The organism is Mycobacterium sp. (assembly GCF_044342925.1).
GTDB lineage: Bacteria > Actinomycetota > Actinomycetes > Mycobacteriales > Mycobacteriaceae > Mycobacterium.
The window spans coordinates 1-14,805 of record NZ_JBIIOV010000076.1; the positions used below are offsets into that span (position 1 = coordinate 1).

General features: G+C 67.8%; 14 protein-coding genes. 4 read left to right on the forward strand and 10 right to left on the reverse strand.

Annotated features, from left to right (window positions below):
• Positions 1–349: NrdR family transcriptional regulator (locus ADBZ6I_RS09750; protein ID WP_526383238.1), on the reverse strand; the 349-nt coding region annotated here is incomplete at its 3' end.
• An 89-nt stretch (positions 350–438) separates the two neighbouring features.
• The gene (locus tag ADBZ6I_RS09755) at positions 439–690 is read right to left on the reverse strand and encodes a LysM peptidoglycan-binding domain-containing protein (protein ID WP_526383240.1); all 252 of its coding nucleotides are present in this window, start codon (positions 688–690) and stop codon (positions 439–441) included.
• Positions 691–1,130: 440 nt separating this feature from the next.
• Here ADBZ6I_RS09755 and lexA point away from each other — a divergent pair, with 440 nt between their 5' ends.
• Entirely contained in the window at positions 1,131–1,808 is a 678-nt protein-coding gene (gene lexA / locus ADBZ6I_RS09760) for a transcriptional repressor LexA (RefSeq protein ID WP_526383242.1), read from the forward strand.
• Positions 1,809–1,831: 23 nt separating this feature from the next.
• Here lexA and ADBZ6I_RS09765 read toward each other — a convergent pair whose 3' ends face one another.
• From ADBZ6I_RS09765 to ADBZ6I_RS09790, 6 genes are all read right to left on the reverse strand, one after another.
• Positions 1,832–3,919, reverse strand: coding sequence for an LGFP repeat-containing protein (locus tag ADBZ6I_RS09765; RefSeq protein ID WP_526383244.1), 2,088 nt, complete (start codon positions 3,917–3,919; stop codon positions 1,832–1,834).
• 176 nt (positions 3,920–4,095) lie between these two features.
• Positions 4,096–5,241, reverse strand: coding sequence for an acyl-CoA dehydrogenase family protein (locus ADBZ6I_RS09770; RefSeq protein ID WP_526383246.1), 1,146 nt, complete (start codon positions 5,239–5,241; stop codon positions 4,096–4,098).
• 74 nt (positions 5,242–5,315) lie between these two features.
• Entirely contained in the window at positions 5,316–6,734 is a 1,419-nt protein-coding gene (hflX, locus tag ADBZ6I_RS09775) for a GTPase HflX (protein WP_526383248.1), read from the reverse strand.
• Positions 6,735–6,781: 47 nt separating this feature from the next.
• Positions 6,782–7,654, reverse strand: coding sequence for a diaminopimelate epimerase (gene dapF / locus ADBZ6I_RS09780; RefSeq protein WP_526383250.1), 873 nt, complete (start codon positions 7,652–7,654; stop codon positions 6,782–6,784).
• On the reverse strand, positions 7,651–8,622 hold the full coding sequence (gene miaA / locus ADBZ6I_RS09785) for a tRNA (adenosine(37)-N6)-dimethylallyltransferase MiaA (RefSeq protein ID WP_526383262.1): 972 nt from the start codon (positions 8,620–8,622) through the stop codon (positions 7,651–7,653). The genes dapF and miaA overlap by 4 nt, the downstream gene beginning before the upstream one ends.
• Positions 8,623–8,644: 22 nt before the next feature.
• A complete protein-coding gene (locus tag ADBZ6I_RS09790) occupies positions 8,645–9,541 on the reverse strand; it encodes a DMT family transporter (protein ID WP_526383252.1) in 897 nt (298 codons plus the stop codon).
• Between the two features lie 170 nt (positions 9,542–9,711).
• Between ADBZ6I_RS09790 and ADBZ6I_RS09795 the strand changes: the two genes are divergently transcribed.
• Positions 9,712–11,130, forward strand: a complete 1,419-nt coding sequence (locus ADBZ6I_RS09795) for a DUF349 domain-containing protein (RefSeq protein WP_526383254.1) — start codon at positions 9,712–9,714, stop codon at positions 11,128–11,130.
• Between the two features lie 12 nt (positions 11,131–11,142).
• Here the strand turns inward: ADBZ6I_RS09795 and ADBZ6I_RS09800 are convergent, their stop codons facing one another.
• Positions 11,143–11,730, reverse strand: a complete 588-nt coding sequence (locus ADBZ6I_RS09800) for an Rv2732c family membrane protein (RefSeq protein ID WP_526383256.1) — start codon at positions 11,728–11,730, stop codon at positions 11,143–11,145.
• Positions 11,730–13,298, reverse strand: coding sequence for a tRNA (N6-isopentenyl adenosine(37)-C2)-methylthiotransferase MiaB (gene miaB, locus ADBZ6I_RS09805; RefSeq protein ID WP_526383258.1), 1,569 nt, complete (start codon positions 13,296–13,298; stop codon positions 11,730–11,732). Before miaB ends, ADBZ6I_RS09800 begins: the two co-directional genes overlap by 1 nt.
• A 105-nt stretch (positions 13,299–13,403) precedes the next feature.
• On the opposite strand from miaB, the gene ADBZ6I_RS09810 reads away from it, so the two are divergent.
• Together ADBZ6I_RS09810 and ADBZ6I_RS09815 are read left to right on the forward strand one after the other, a co-directional pair.
• On the forward strand, positions 13,404–14,132 hold the full coding sequence (locus ADBZ6I_RS09810) for an amino acid ABC transporter ATP-binding protein (RefSeq protein WP_526383264.1): 729 nt from the start codon (positions 13,404–13,406) through the stop codon (positions 14,130–14,132).
• A gap of 5 nt (positions 14,133–14,137) precedes the next feature.
• The coding region (locus ADBZ6I_RS09815) for a glutamate ABC transporter substrate-binding protein (RefSeq protein ID WP_526383260.1) at positions 14,138–14,805 on the forward strand (668 nt) is incomplete at its 3' end.

The following is a 14,805-nucleotide window of genomic DNA, read 5'->3' on the forward strand; positions in this document are numbered from 1 at the left end:
CCAGCTCGCGCAGTGGCCCAAGGATGGCCAAACCCACTTCGTTGCTGGGGATCTCCGCAGACCCGGCGGCGCGGATACTGTCCTCCACTTGCTGGGCGAGCAGGTTCAGCGCGTCGTCATCGACCTGCCGGCCCTGGCATGCCCGCCGGACACCGCTGACGACCTTCTCCCGGCTGAACGGTTCGGTGACGCCGCTGCGTTTGACCACGGCGAGCACGGCGGTTTCCACCGTGGTGAAACGCCGACCGCACTCCGGACATGACCGGCGACGACGGATGGCCTGACCTTCGTCGGTCTCGCGGGAATCAACCACTCGCGAATCGGCGTGGCGGCAGAAGGGACAGTGCATGACCACGTCCTCTCTCCCACCCTGAGCTGCACAGGACTGCACAAAGCCTACCCGTGCGCCGGCCGCGAGTGCCATCGCCGCACCGACCGTCAGCCGATGGGGGCGATCAGCGTCTGGCCGACGTCGACCGATGCCGAATCGAGCTTGTTGAGATCGCGAATCCGCTCAACGACCTGGCTCACCGGGCTATCCGGAGCCACGCGACGGGCGATCTGCTGAAGGTTCTCACCAGCTTGCACCTGAACCACGGCCAGCTGATCGGCCATTCCCACCGGCGTGGCTGACCGGTCACCACTGAACTGCGCGAGCGCGCCGAGCCAGAGGGTGATCAGGGCCGCCATTCCCGCCAGGGCAATACTGACCGCCGTGCTGACCGGCCGGCGGGTGTGCACTGTCCGCGACATCGGCACGCCGTGGCCTCGGTAGCTCAGCGGCGCCACGGCCGGACGAGCCGGTGCGGGCCGGTTCGACCCGACGACAACGGGATGGCGGCCACGAATCTCAGCCGGGCGTACACCCAGTACGTCCCACATCGCCTGCGGTCGATCGTCGAGGACTGTCATGTCCGTTCCTTCCATGGCCGTTCGCTCTAGCGTTCGAAAGATTACTCGCTCATCTGTTCGAAATTCGAACACCTGAGCGGGCGTGTCTGACGATAGGACAGGGCACTGACACATTTCGGTCGGCTTCCGGTCGGCTTTCGGTCAGCTCCCGGTCGGCAAGAGCGACACGGTCGAACACATGTTTGATCTTGTCAGCCCAGCCGGTTACATTCGCACCCATGAGCGAAAGCACGCAGACACCAGGTCGTCAGGGAGCGTCCGGACTCACCGAGCGACAGCGGACGATTCTGGAGGTCATCAGGGCCTCGGTCACCAGCCGCGGCTACCCGCCCAGCATCCGCGAAATCGGCGACGCCGTAGGCCTGACATCGACGTCGTCAGTAGCTCACCAGTTGCGAACGCTGGAGAAGAAGGGCTATCTGCGGCGCGATCCGAATCGGCCCCGCGCGGTCGACGTCCGCGGTGTCGACGTCGGCGCCGCACCGGTGGCGACGGAGGTGGCGGGTTCCGACGCACTTCCCGAACCTACGTTCGTGCCGGTTCTCGGCCGAATCGCCGCCGGTGGGCCGATCCTTGCCGAGCAGGCAGTCGAGGATGTCTTCCCGCTCCCCCGCGAACTGGTCGGCGAAGGTTCGTTGTTCCTGCTCAAGGTCGTGGGTGAGTCGATGGTGGATGCCGCTATCTGCGACGGCGACTGGGTTGTGATCCGTCAGCAGAACGTCGCCGACAACGGCGACATCGTCGCGGCGATGATCGACGGTGAGGCCACCGTCAAGACCTTCAAGCGGTCAGCGGGCCAGGTGTGGCTGATGCCGCACAACCCCGCCTTCGACCCGATCCCGGGCAATGATGCGGTGATTCTGGGCAAGGTCGTCACCGTGATCAGGAAGATCTGACCACGGGTAGACCGACCGTGGATTTACTCGGGCGCCTTCACGAAGCCGTTGGCCTGCGCCAATTCCTCACTGGCGAACCACATCTCGGGCAGGGTGTTCTCATACAGCACCGAGTCCGGCGTGTAGTAGAGGCCCGAGTGAGTGCTGCCCTTGATCCAATAGCCCTCCGGCGCCTGGAACGGATCAGCAAGCGGCAGGTGGATCGCCGGACGCCAGGAGTCGTCGTCCGACGCGGCAGGCTCAGCTGTGTAGCTGGAGCTGTAGTCGATGTGCTCGACGTGTTCGCCGTCTTCGACCACCGCGTGCAGTTCCTCGGTCCACGGTTCGTCCACCGCGTGCCGATGGCGGGATCGGCCCATCATCTCGTCCAGTTCCAACCGCCACGCGGCCGGCGACGCTCCCAGCGCGCTTGCTGAATGTCGGCCGGCAGAAGAGCCGGCACTCGGGCCGCCGAACAACTCGCCGACATCGTCGGAAACCGGAGCGGGCTCGTAGACCTCAGCCGGCTCATAGGCGTGGGGTTCGTATGCCTGGGGTTCATAGGCCTGAGGCTCGTAAACCTCGGCTTCGGTGGGAATGCGGGTCGGTGCGGTGTCGATCGCGTCTTCGTCGGAGTCGAACGCCATCTCCGAAATAGGCTCGTCGACCGACCGCTCCGACGACCAGTAACCCAGGTCCCGGTCGACCTCGTCGTAGCGAGGCTCGCTCACCGGGGTGTTGCCGGTCGCCAGGTAGTCCCGGCGAGCGATCACCACGTCCTCGCGGCCGGTGCGGCTCTTGCGCTGGGCCACCGCGGCCAGCACGCCGAGCAGACCCAGCAGCGGAAGCAGGATGGCCAGCCACCACCAGTGCCAGCCGCCCTCCTCCGAGCTACCGCCGGAGGCCGGAGCAGCCGGTGTCTGGGCTACCGCATCAGGCATTTCCAGACCGGACAGCTGCGATGCAAGTTCCGACGGGTCGGAGCTGAATTCCTTGGTCGCCTTGTTCCAGGACAACTCACCGCCGGTGAAGGACTGGGTAATGTTGTCGCCCTTAGCGGTCTGTTCGCCGGTAGGCACACCGAGAGCGCCGGTGGCTGCGCCCAACTTGGCCCACGCCGCGTTGATCGGACCGCGAACCACGATCGCCCCGGTGTCCGGTGTCCAGAAAATCGAAGGCTTGTCGGGAGCGCTGAAGGTGCTCACCCGGCTGTTGGGCACGCCGCCGTCGGCTTCCGGTCCGACGGGGTAACCCAGATCGCCGGTGGGGCCGCCGAGTGACTCGTACTTCGACAGGATCGCGCCGGTCACGGCGTGGGCGCCGGTTTGCGGAGAATAGAAGATCTTGCCGCTGGCATAGCCCTGTGCCGCGGCGTTGTCACCGATCTTCGCCTGCTCTCCCTGCCGGCCCCCCAGCGGACCGCCGAGACCGCCGCTGGCCCGCCAAGCCAGGTTGATCATGGTGGTCGCGTCCAGCGGGACCTCCAGACCTGCGAGGCTGTCGGCCAGACCCGGCGGGTCGGAAGTGAAGGTGTTGGTGGCGCGGTTCCATGACAGCTGGCCCCCGGTGAACTTCTGGCTGACCACGTCGCCGTCGTAGCGCTCGTCCTCGATCGGCACGCCGAGCGTTCCGGCCGATCCGCCTAGTTGGTCCCAGGCGGCGTTGAGCGCCCCGCGGACAGACCAGGCACCGGTGTCGGGAGTCCAGAAGATTGCCGGCTTGTCGCTGGCGCCGAAGGTGTTCACCCGGCTTTTGGGCCCGACCAGCCCGGGAACTGTGTCGATATTCGGGAAGCCGAGGTCACTGTCGCCAGGCCCACCGAGGGACTCGTACTTGTCCAGGACGGCGCCGTAGACCAAGTGGGCGCCGGTGATCGGGGTGAAGAAAATCTTGCCGTCGCTGAACTTCTGGCCATAGCCGTCGCCGACCTCAAAAACGTCGCCGTCCTTGCCGCCGACCGCCGAACCTGATCCACCAGCCGCTTCCCACGCCTGATTGATCGCGTCAGTGGCATCGCTTTCCGGGCTTGCCACGGCCGATGGCACGACCAGCGCAGCTGCCGCGGCCGTTGCGGCCACGCCGAGCGTGAGCCGCCTCACCGTTCGGCTCAGCCGACTTCCAACCCGCGCCATGGCTTGTCCTTCCGATTCGGACCACATGCCCGTTTCACTGCAAAAACGTGAGATCTAACGGTCGCATGCGTTCGGAAAAGAAGGATGTCACGACACGCTGAGATTTGCCCAATCGCATCACGAATCGAGATTGAAACCGTATGTAAATGAGATTCGACCGAAAGTCTGTTGCCTAATTAGACCCCGAGGCTGCGGCCGATAATCTCTTTCATGATCTCGGTGGTTCCGCCGTAGATGGTCTGCACCCGGGCGTCGAGGAAGGCCCGCGCGACGTTGTATTCGCGCATGTAGCCGTATCCACCGTGCAGTTGCACGCAGCGATCGACGAGCTTGACCTGGGCCTCGGTGGTCCACCACTTGGCCATCGCGGCCTGATCGGCGGTGAGTTTGTCCTCCATCAACAGACGGATGAATTCGTCGACCATGATCCGCACCGCGGTGGTCTCGGTTGCCAATTCGGCGAGCAGGAACCGGCTGTTCTGGAATGACCCGATCGGTTTGCCGAAAGCCTTACGCTGCGTAACGTATTCGATGGTCTCGTCCAGGACGGCCTCCATCGCCGCGGCGGCCATGATGGCGATGGAGAGGCGTTCCTGCGGCAGGTTCTGCATGAGGTAGATGAAGCCCATGCCCTCCTCGCCGATCAGGTTCTCGACCGGCACCTTGACGTCGACGAAGGACAGTTCGGCGGTGTCCTGCGCGTCGAGGCCGATCTTGTCGAGGTGACGGCCGCGCTCGAAGCCCGGCATGCCGCGCTCGACGCCGAGCAGCGAGAATCCCTGAGCGCCCTTCTCCGGGTTGGTCTGGGCCACCACGATCACCAGGTCGGCGTTGATGCCGTTGGTGATGAAGGTCTTGGATCCGTTGAGGATGTAGTGGTCGCCTTCCTTGACCGCCCGGGTCTTGATGCCCTGCAGGTCGCTGCCGGTTCCAGGCTCGGTCATGGCGACAGCGGTGCAGAACTGCGGCAGCCACCGCGCCTTCTGCTCGTCGTTGGCCTGGTGCAGCAGGTAGGGGGCGATGACGTCGTTGTGCAGCGAGAAACCCAGTCCGCTGTAGCGCCCGGCGACGGTTTCCTCGGTCACGATGGTGTTGTAGCGGAAGTCACCGTTGCCGCCGCCGCCGTACTCCTCCGGCACGGCCATGCCCAGGAAGCCCTGCTTGCCGGCCTCCAGCCACACCCCGCGGTCGACGATCTTGTCCTTCTCCCACTGGTCGTGGTAGGGCGCCACGTGCTTGTTGAGAAACGCCCGGTAGGACTCGCGGAACATGTCGTGCTCCGGCTCGAACAGAGTGCGGGTGTACTTCACGGCTTTGCCCATGGCGTGACCTTCCGGAGACGTGGTGGAAGAACTGTCACCGAGGATAACCAACCGGATGGTTGGTGGCTAATCTCCTAGTTGGTGAGGTACGGCACCATCGCGGCGGCCAGTGCCGCCGGGACGCGCGCCTTGACCCGGGTGCCGTCCGCGGTGTGTTCGGTGGCGTCCACCCGGCCCTCGTCGTGCACCCGCGCAACGAGATCGCCGCGCGAGTACGGGATGGTCACGTCGACCGCGACTTCCCGGGGCTCCACCAATTCACCCAACCGGCTGCGCAACCGGTCCAGACCGTCGCCGGTTCGGGCGGATACGAACACCGCACCGGGAAGCGCTCGCCGCAACTGCGCGAGCATCACATCTGATGCTGCGTCAATCTTGTTGACTACCAGCAGTTCTGGCGCCGGCGGGGCGTGGTGGTCGGCCTGCACCTCACCGATCACCTGGCGCACCGCCTCGATCTGAGCCAGCGGATTGACATCGGAACCGTCGACGACGTGCATGAGCAGATCGGCGTCGAGCACCTCTTCGAGCGTCGACCGGAACGCCTCCACCAACTGGGTCGGCAGGTGGCGGACGAAGCCGACGGTGTCGGTGAACACCAGTGGACGACCGTCGTCGAACTCACCGCGCCGGGTGGTCGGTTCCAGGGTGGCGAACAAGGCGTTCTCCACCAGCACGCCGGCCCCGGTCAACGCATTGAGCAAGCTCGATTTGCCCGCATTGGTGTAGCCGACGATGGCTACGGAGGGCACATCGCTGCTGCGCCGGCGGCTGCGCTGGGTGTCGCGAACCTGCTTCATCTCCTTGATCTCGCGGCGCAGCTTGGACATCCGCTCGCGGATACGTCGGCGGTCGGTCTCGATCTTGGTCTCACCGGGGCCGCGAGTGCCCACACCGCCGCCGCTGCCGCCGGCCCGGCCGCCGGCCTGCCGGGACATCGACTCACCCCAGCCACGCAGTCGCGGCAGCATGTACTGCATCTGGGCCAACTCCACCTGAGCCTTGCCCTCCCGGCTGCTGGCGTGCTGAGCGAAGATGTCCAGGATCAGCGCGGTCCGGTCGATGACCTTGACCTTGACCACCTTCTCCAGTGCGTTGAGTTGGGCGGGGCTCAGTTCGCCGTCGCAGATCACGGTGTCGGCACCGGTGGCGATGACGATCTGACGCAACTCGACGGCCTTGCCGGAGCCGATGTAGGTGGCCGGATCGGGCTTGTCGCGACGCTGAATGATGCCCTCGAGGACCTCCGATCCTGCGGTCTCGGCCAGCGCGGCGAGTTCGGCGAGGCTGGCGTCGGCGTCGGCGGCGCTGCCGTCGGTCCACACCCCGACCAGGACGACTCGTTCCAGCCGCAGTTGCCGATATTCGACCTCGGAGACGTCGGCGAGTTCGGTGGACAGCCCGGCCACCCGGCGCAGCGCGGCGCGATCTTCGAGGGCCAGTTCGCCCAGGCTCGGCTCGGCTCCGGGCGGGGTGCGGTCGGTGTCTGTCATAGGCGGATACCCGATGGTGTCACGCCGGGACAACGCCGCGCATCCGATTAACGTGCCTGCGCCGCCCACCAGTCGTCGGAGAGTTCACCGCGGGCCACCAGGATCGACGGTCCGCGCAGGTAACTGGTGGTCTCGGCGATCTCGACGACGACCTCGCCACCGGGCACCCTGACCAGCACCGTTCCGGTCCTCGCACCGTCGTGTTCCAGCGCTGCGACGGCGGCGGCCACCGTTCCGGTTCCGCACGACCGAGTCTCTCCGACACCCCGTTCATGTACCCGCATCCGCACGGCCCCATCCCGTACCGGGGTGAGCACTTCGACGTTGACTCCTTCGGGGAACTGGGCGCGGTCGAACTCCACCGGTGCGCCGACGTCCAGGGCGGACAACGCCTGGTCGGTCAGATCGACGACCAGGCAGGCCAGGTGCGGATTGCCGACGTCGACGCCCAGGCCGGTGAGTCGCCGCCCGCCGACGGTGGCGGTGCCGGCGCCGAGCAGGTTGACCTTGCCCATCTCGACGGTCACGTCGGCGCGGTAGTCGTCGACCTCATGGACGACGACCGGCCGCGGCCCGGCCAGCGAACCCACGACGAACTCGGCGCGGTGCTCCAGCCCGCTGGAACGCAGATAGTGCGTGAACACCCGGACGCCGTTGCCGCACATCTGCGCCACCGAGCCGTCGGCGTTGCGGTAGTCCATGAACCAGTCGTCGCCGTCGACGCCGTCGGGCAGGCGGGCCAGGATGCCGCCGTCCACCGCTGCGGCGGCGGTGATCACCCGCAGCACACCGTCGGCGCCCAGTCCGCGCTGCCGGTCGCACAGCGCGCTGACCACCGCCGGGTTCAGGTTCAACTGTCCGCCGAGGTCAGGCAGCACCACGAAGTCGTTCTCGGTGCCGTGCCCCTTGGCGAACATCACGGGCTTGAGGATACGTGCCGCCAGTGCGCCACCACGGCGTCACCGAGGCCCGACGAGGCACCGTCGAGCCAGCGGATCCGGTGATCGCGCCGGAACCACGAACGCTGCCGGCGCACATAGCGGCGGGTCCCGGTGAACGTCGCTTCCCGCGCCCCGGCGATAGCAGCGTCTCCCCCACCGGAGTCGAGCGCGTCGATCACCTGGGCGTAACCCAGCGCGCGGGCCGCGGTGACGCCGTCGCGCAGACCGCGCGCCAGCAGGTTCTGAACCTCGTCGACCAGTCCGGCGTCGAACATCTGATCGGTGCGGTCAGCGAGCCGACGATCGAGAGTCGCTGTATCCCAATCCAATCCGACGATAGCGGTGTCCCAGCGGGGCGCACCGATGGTCGGCGCGGACGCGGCGAACGGCCGTCCGGTCAGTTCGACGACCTCCAGGGCACGCACGATCCGACGGCCGTCGGTGGCCAGGATGGAGCCGGCCGCTTCGGGGTCGCGGCCGGCCAACTCCCGGTGCAGGGCGGCTGTCCCCACTTCGGCGAGGCGGTCCTCCCAGCGGGCCCGCACGGCCGGATCGGTGGCTGGGAAGGCCCAGTCGTCCAGCAGCGCCTGGACGTACATCATCGACCCGCCGACGATGATGGGCACGGCGCCGCGACCGGCGATGGCCTGCACGGCGGCGGCGGCGGCCTGCTGGTAGCGCGCGACGGTGGCGATCTCGGTGACGTCGAGGACGTCGAGCTGGTGATGCGGGACGCCGCGCCGGTCCGCCGGCGGGAGCTTGGCGGTGCCGATGTCCATGCCGCGGTACTGCTGCATGGCGTCGGCATTGACGATCTCGGCGCCGATCTCGGCGCCGATCTCGGCGCCGATCTCGCCGCGGGTCTCGCCGCTCAGTTTCTCGGCGACCTGCAGCGCCAACTCGGATTTGCCGGTCCCGGTGGGACCGATGATCGCAAGCGGACGGATGGCGGCCGACACGGCACCAACGCTAGCCGCCACCCCGAGCCGTCAGGGCAGCACCGGTCGGTGTTCCGGGCGCGGCCTCGCTGCGGGCCAGGGCGACGGTGGCGACGATCATGGCGACGACGGCGGCGATCAGCAGCACCAAGCCCCGGTCGCCCGGTCGGAGCGTCTCGCCGAGCACCATGACACCGAGCACCGAGGCGACCACCGGCTCGGCGATCGTCATGGTGGGCAGCGAGGCGGCCAGCGATCCGGCTCGGAACGCCGACTGCTGCCACGCGGTGGCGGCGATGGCGACCGCGACCCAGACGTACAGCTCCGGGGCGCTCAGCACCGCCCAGACGCCGTGTCCGAAGCGGTCGACGACTCCTTTGGTGAGCACCGCGAACACCCCCCACAGCGCCCCCGACACCACTCCCAGCAGCACGGCGGCCGCCGGACGACCGGCCAGCTTGTGGGCACCGACCACACAGAGCAGCAGCCCAGGTCCCAGGACGGCGATCACCACCGTCCAGACCTCGACCGCGCCGCGGGAATGCCCCGGAGTCGGGTTGCCGACGATCACGACCAGCGCCACCGCCGCCGCCAGCACCGCAGCCCACACCCACTGCGCGGAGGTGACCGGCCGGCCGGTGCTACGGGCATTGATCGGCAGGGCGAACAGCAGCGAGGTCACCAGCAGCGCCTGCACGAGCAGCACCGAACCCAGCCCCAGCGCGGCGGCCTGCAACCCGAATCCCAGCGCTGCCACCAGGCTGCCCAGCCACCACTGCCGGTCGCGCAGCAACCTGGTGAACAACTCCAGATGACCGACCGGTTCGTCGGTCACCCCCTGGGCAGAGCGCTGGTGAATCACGTCGCCGATCGCGATGAAGAACGCGGCACCCAATGCCAGCAGGGCCGCTATATCGGCCTTGGCCATCGACCACTCCTCTCCGGTGTCGCCGCCAGCCTGCCATCGATCCCGCGCCCACGCCTCTCGCCGACCTGGTTCAATACCGAAGTGGCCGCCCGCGAGCGAACGGCCACAGGCAATGGCGCCGCTTCGCGCGGCAGGGGCGCGGGAAGACCGCGCAGAGGGCAGGTGAGTCCATGACGATCGATGATTCGCAGACCGGCGAGTCGCCCCGGCCGACCCCCGGACCGGTTCCCGGCCCGATTCCCGGTCCGGTTCCCGGCCCGATTCCCGGCCCGATTCCCGGCCCGATTCCCGGCCCGATTCCCGGCCCGATTCCAAGGCCCGGTCCGGTTCCGCGGCCGCATCCGACCCAGTCGGCGGCTCCCAGGCCGGTGGTGTCCCGCAACGATCCCCGTCGGTTCGGCCGGGTCGACGAGGATGGCACCGTCTATCTGATCACCTCGTCGGGCGAACGGGTCATCGGCTCCTGGCAGGCCGGCGAGCCGGACTCCGCCTTCGAGCACTTCGGCCGGCGATTCGATGATCTCGCCACCGAAGTGACCCTGATGGAAACCCGGCTGGCCTCCGGGACCGCCGATGCCCGCAAGGTCAAGCAGGCGGCCGCCGCGTTAGCCGAATCGCTGTCCAGTGCCCACGTTTTGGGCGACGTCGACGCCCTGGCGGCCAGGCTGGCGGAGATCGCCGACCACGCCGACGAGACCGCCCAGGCCGAGCGCGCCCGCCGCGACGAGCACCGCGCCGAGCAGACCGCCCGCAAAGAGGCGCTGGCGGTTGAGGCCGAGGACCTGGCCGCCAACTCCACGCAGTGGAAGACCGCCGGTGACCGGATGCGCGCGATCCTCGATGAGTGGCGCGCGATCACCGGCCTGGACCGCAAGACCGACGACGCCCTGTGGAAGCGCTACTCCGCCGCCCGGGACGGGTTCAACCGGCGGCGAGGAGCCCATTTCTCCGAAATGGACAAGGAGCGCGCGGGCGCCCGGGAAGCCAAGGAGCGGTTGTGCGCGCGGGCCGAGGAGTTGTCCGGCTCGACGGACTGGGCGGCGACAGCTGCGGCATTCCGCGATCTGCTGAACGACTGGAAGTCGGCCGGACGGGCATCCAAGGACGTCGACGACGCGCTGTGGAACCGGTTCAAAGCGGCCCAGGACAAGTTCTTCGCCGCCCGTAACGCGGTCAATGCCGAACGCGACGCCGAGTTCCAGGCCAACGGCGAGGCCAAGGAGAAACTGCTCGCCGAGGCCGAGAAGATCGACACATCCAATGCCAAAGCGGCCCAGGCCGCGTTGCGTGCGATCGCCGACAAGTGGGAAGCGATCGGCAAGGCGCCCCGCGACACCGCACCGGAACTGGAGCGGCGGCTCCGGGCGGTGGAGAAGAAGATCCGCGACGCCGCCGACGCGGGACGGGTGGACCCGGAGGCGCTGGCGCGGGCCGAGCAGTTCCGCACGCGCGCCGAGCAGTTCGAGCGACAAGCCGAGAAGGCGGCGGCCGCCGGCCGCGACACAGAGGCCGCGGAAGCCCGCGCCAGCGCCGCCCAGTGGCGGGAGTGGGCGACAGCCGCGGCGCAGGCCGTCGCGAAAAAGCGATAGCGGCGCCGGCGGTTACCGCTCGTCGGGGTGGGGTCCGCGCTTGTCGGGCGGATCGAGCCCGTCCAGCAGCGAGGTGGATTCGCGTTCAGCGGCTTCCTGCCGGCGCTGCGCCTCGGCGGCCAACTGGATCGAGGTCCGGGTCCATACCACCCGAGCCCAGTGGAAGGTCAGCAGTATCACGGTGATCCAGCCGAGGATGAGCCCGATGCCGGGGCCGGGTTGACCTTCCGACGCCGTCTGGCGCGACCACACCGACAGCATTCCCAGGGGGATGGACACCGCGGTTCCGGCGAGCGCGATCCAGGCCAGCGTCCACCGCCGGGTGGTCAGCGCCAGCATCGAGAAGCCGACCCCGAAAACCAGCGCGAACCAGCTGAACAACCGCGACGGCAGCGCAATGCCCACGCTGATCGCCTTGTCATCGCCTACCAGGACATCGACACCCCGGGCTCCTCCGGTGTGCGGCAGGATGAAGGACAAGATCAGCACGAACACCAGGATCGCGACCACCAAAGCCCTAGCGCCGGGATCGATCTCACCTGCCACCCGGCGCTCGGCTGCCTCCAGGTCGGCCTTGTAGGCCTCGAATTCATCGGCCATCAGCGTGCACATCCTGTCGTGGTGGGTGGAGTCGGCGGCACGCCGATGGAAGGCACGCCGAGCCCGACAGTGCGCGGCCGGCGGCCGGCGGCGTGAGCATCGCCGGCGCGGGTGCGCCGGTGTGAATTCAAGCCGGAATCGGCGATCAGGTGATGCGGCGCCGCGCCGGTGATGACGGTGGTGACGACGTCACCCGGGCGCACGTCGGCTGCCCCGGCGGCGAAGTGCACCAACCGCCCGTCACGGGCGCGCCCGCTCATCCGGGCGGTGGCGGCGTCTTTGCGGCCCTCCCCCGCGGCGACCAGGACCTCGACGGTGCTGCCGACCAGCGCCGCGTTCTCTTCCAGCGAGATGCTTTCCTGGAGGTCGATCAGGCGCTGATAGCGCTCCTGGACAACGCTTTTGGGAAGCTGGCCGTCCAGTTCGGCGGCCGGGGTGCCGGGCCGCCGGGAGTACTGGAAGGTGAACGCGGCCGAGAACCGCGCCTGGCGGACGACCTCCAGGGTCTCGGCGAAGTCGTCTTCGGTTTCGCCGGGGAAACCGACGATGATGTCGGTGGTGATCGCCGCGTGCGGCATGGCCGCGCGGACCCGATCGAGGATGCCGAGGTATTTCTCGGCCCGGTACGAGCGGCGCATGGCCCGCAGCACCCGGTCGGACCCCGACTGCAGTGGCATGTGCAGGGTCGGGCAGACATTGGGTGTGTGCGCCATGGCCTCGATGACGTCGTCGGTGAATTCGGCGGGGTGCGGGGAGGTGAACCGGACCCGCTCCAGACCTTCGATGTCGCCGCAGGCACGCAGCAGGGCCGCGAAGGCGCCCCGATCCCGGGGGGTGTCCGACCGGGTTATCGGCGACTCAACCGAGCGCTCGTCGGCAGCGAACGACACCCCGTAGGCGTTGACGTTCTGGCCCAGCAGGGTCACTTCCAGGACGCCCTGGTCTACCAGCGATTGCACCTCAGCCAGGATGTCGGCAGCCGGCCGGTCGAGTTCCTTGCCGCGCAGCGACGGGACAATGCAGAAAGTGCAGGTGTTATTGCACCCCACCGAGATGGAAACCCATGCGGCATAGGCGGAGTCACGTGCGGCGGGCAGCGCCGACGGGAACTCCCGCAGCGCCTCGGCGATCTCGACTTGGGCGGTGCGGTTATGCCGCGCCCGCTCCAGCAGGACCGGCAACGAGCCGATGTTGTGGGTGCCGAACACCACGTCCACGTACGGCGCCCGGGACAGTACGGTGTCGCGGTCCTTCTGAGCCAGGCATCCGCCCACGGCGATCTGCATGTCCGGGTCGGCCTGTTTGCGTGGAGCCAGGTGGCTGAGGTTGCCGTACAACTTGTTGTCGGCGTTCTCCCGCACCGCGCAGGTGTTGAACACCACCACGTCGGCGTCGCTGCCCTCGGCCGCCCGGCGGTATCCGGCCGTCTCCAGCAACCCGGCCAGCCGCTCGGAGTCGTGCACGTTCATCTGACAGCCGTAGGTGCGCACCTGATACGTGCGACCGGACGACTGGTCCGTGTCGTCCGCGTCGCGGCCCTGGTGCAGCACCGATGTCACGTCCCACATGGTACGGAGGTGCTGCCACCGGGTCGGGCGGCGGATCGCCTTCCCCGCGCTGGAGCACCCAAACCTGGGTATGGTCCACACATGGCTGAGGCTGGGGCGGTCCCGATGATCGCGATGAAGGGCGTCAACAAGCACTTCGGGGCCCTGCACGTGCTCAACGACATCAACCTCGACGTCGACCGCGGCCAGGTGGTCGTGGTGCTCGGCCCCTCCGGCTCGGGCAAGTCCACGCTGTGTCGCACTATCAACCGACTGGAGACCATCGACTCCGGGACGATCGCCATCGACGGCGAGGTGCTGCCAGCGGAGGGACGCAAGCTGGCGCAATTGCGCTCCGACGTGGGGATGGTGTTCCAGTCGTTCAATCTGTTCGCCCACAAAACCATCCTCGACAACGTGATGCTGGCCCCGCTCAAGGTCCGCAAAGTTCCCGCAGCACAGGCCCGGGAGCGGGCGATGTCGCTGCTGGAGCGGGTCGGGGTGGCCAGCCAGGCCGACAAGTACCCGGCGCAGCTGTCCGGTGGTCAGCAGCAGCGGGTGGCGATCGCCCGATCGCTGGCGATGCAGCCCAAGGTGATGCTCTTCGACGAGCCGACCAGTGCGCTGGATCCGGAGATGGTCAATGAGGTACTCGCGGTGATGACCTCGCTGGCCGGCGAGGGAATGACGATGGTGGTGGTGACCCACGAGATGGGGTTCGCCCGGCGTGCCGCCAACCGGGTGGTGTTCATGGCCGACGGCAGCATCGTCGAAGACGCATCCCCCGAAGACTTTTTCTCCAACCCGCGCTCGTCTCGGGCGCGGGACTTCCTCGGCAAGATTCTGAGCCACTAGTGGCGATGCGGTCTCGTCTGCGGCGCGCGCTCCTGATCGCCCTGCTGGGCTTGGGACTGCTGACCCTGGCCGGTTGCGGCGGCGCGGAGAAGAAGATCACCATCGGCACCAAGTTCGATCAGCCCGGCCTGGCGGTCAAGAAGCCGGATGGCTCGATGGCGGGCTTCGATGTCGACGTCGCAACCTACGTCGCCGGAAAGCTTGGGTACTCCCCCGACAAGATCGACTGGAAGGAATCACCGTCGTCGCAGCGGGAGACGCTGATTCAGAACGGCCAGGTCGACTACATCGTGGCGACGTACTCGATCACCGACAGCCGCAAGAACAAGGTGACCTTCGCCGGCCCGTATCTGCGGACGGGTCAGAGCTTGATGGTGCGCGCCGATACCACCGACATCACCGGCCCGGAGTCGCTGGCAGGCGGCAAGCGGCTGTGTTCGGTATCGGGATCGACTCCCGCCCAACGCATCAAGGACAAGTACCCGGGCGTGCAGTTGCAGCAGTACGACACCTACTCGGCCTGTGTGGAGGCGCTGCGCAACGGCGCCATCGACGCCGTCAGCACCGACGAGGTGATCCTCGCCGGCTTCGGGGCGCAGTCCCCCGGAGCGTTCACGATCATCGGCAAGCCGTTCTCGGAGGAGAACTACGGGATCGGTTTGCGCCTCGGCGA

Excerpts from the sequence above, each read along its gene's own strand:
- ADBZ6I_RS09755 (WP_526383240.1), bottom strand. The coding sequence starts at position 690 with ATGGCGGCCCTGATCACCCTCTGGCTCGGCGCGCTCGCGCAGTTCAGT.
- lexA (WP_526383242.1), top strand. The coding sequence starts at position 1,131 with ATGAGCGAAAGCACGCAGACACCAGGTCGTCAGGGAGCGTCCGGACTC.
- ADBZ6I_RS09765 (WP_526383244.1), bottom strand. The coding sequence starts at position 3,919 with ATGGCGCGGGTTGGAAGTCGGCTGAGCCGAACGGTGAGGCGGCTCACG.
- ADBZ6I_RS09770 (WP_526383246.1), bottom strand. The coding sequence starts at position 5,241 with ATGGGCAAAGCCGTGAAGTACACCCGCACTCTGTTCGAGCCGGAGCAC.
- hflX (WP_526383248.1), bottom strand. The coding sequence starts at position 6,734 with ATGACAGACACCGACCGCACCCCGCCCGGAGCCGAGCCGAGCCTGGGC.
- ADBZ6I_RS09790 (WP_526383252.1), bottom strand. The coding sequence starts at position 9,541 with ATGGCCAAGGCCGATATAGCGGCCCTGCTGGCATTGGGTGCCGCGTTC.
- ADBZ6I_RS09795 (WP_526383254.1), top strand. The coding sequence starts at position 9,712 with ATGACGATCGATGATTCGCAGACCGGCGAGTCGCCCCGGCCGACCCCC.
- ADBZ6I_RS09800 (WP_526383256.1), bottom strand. The coding sequence starts at position 11,730 with ATGGCCGATGAATTCGAGGCCTACAAGGCCGACCTGGAGGCAGCCGAG.
- miaB (WP_526383258.1), bottom strand. The coding sequence starts at position 13,298 with ATGTGGGACGTGACATCGGTGCTGCACCAGGGCCGCGACGCGGACGAC.
- ADBZ6I_RS09810 (WP_526383264.1), top strand. The coding sequence starts at position 13,404 with ATGATCGCGATGAAGGGCGTCAACAAGCACTTCGGGGCCCTGCACGTG.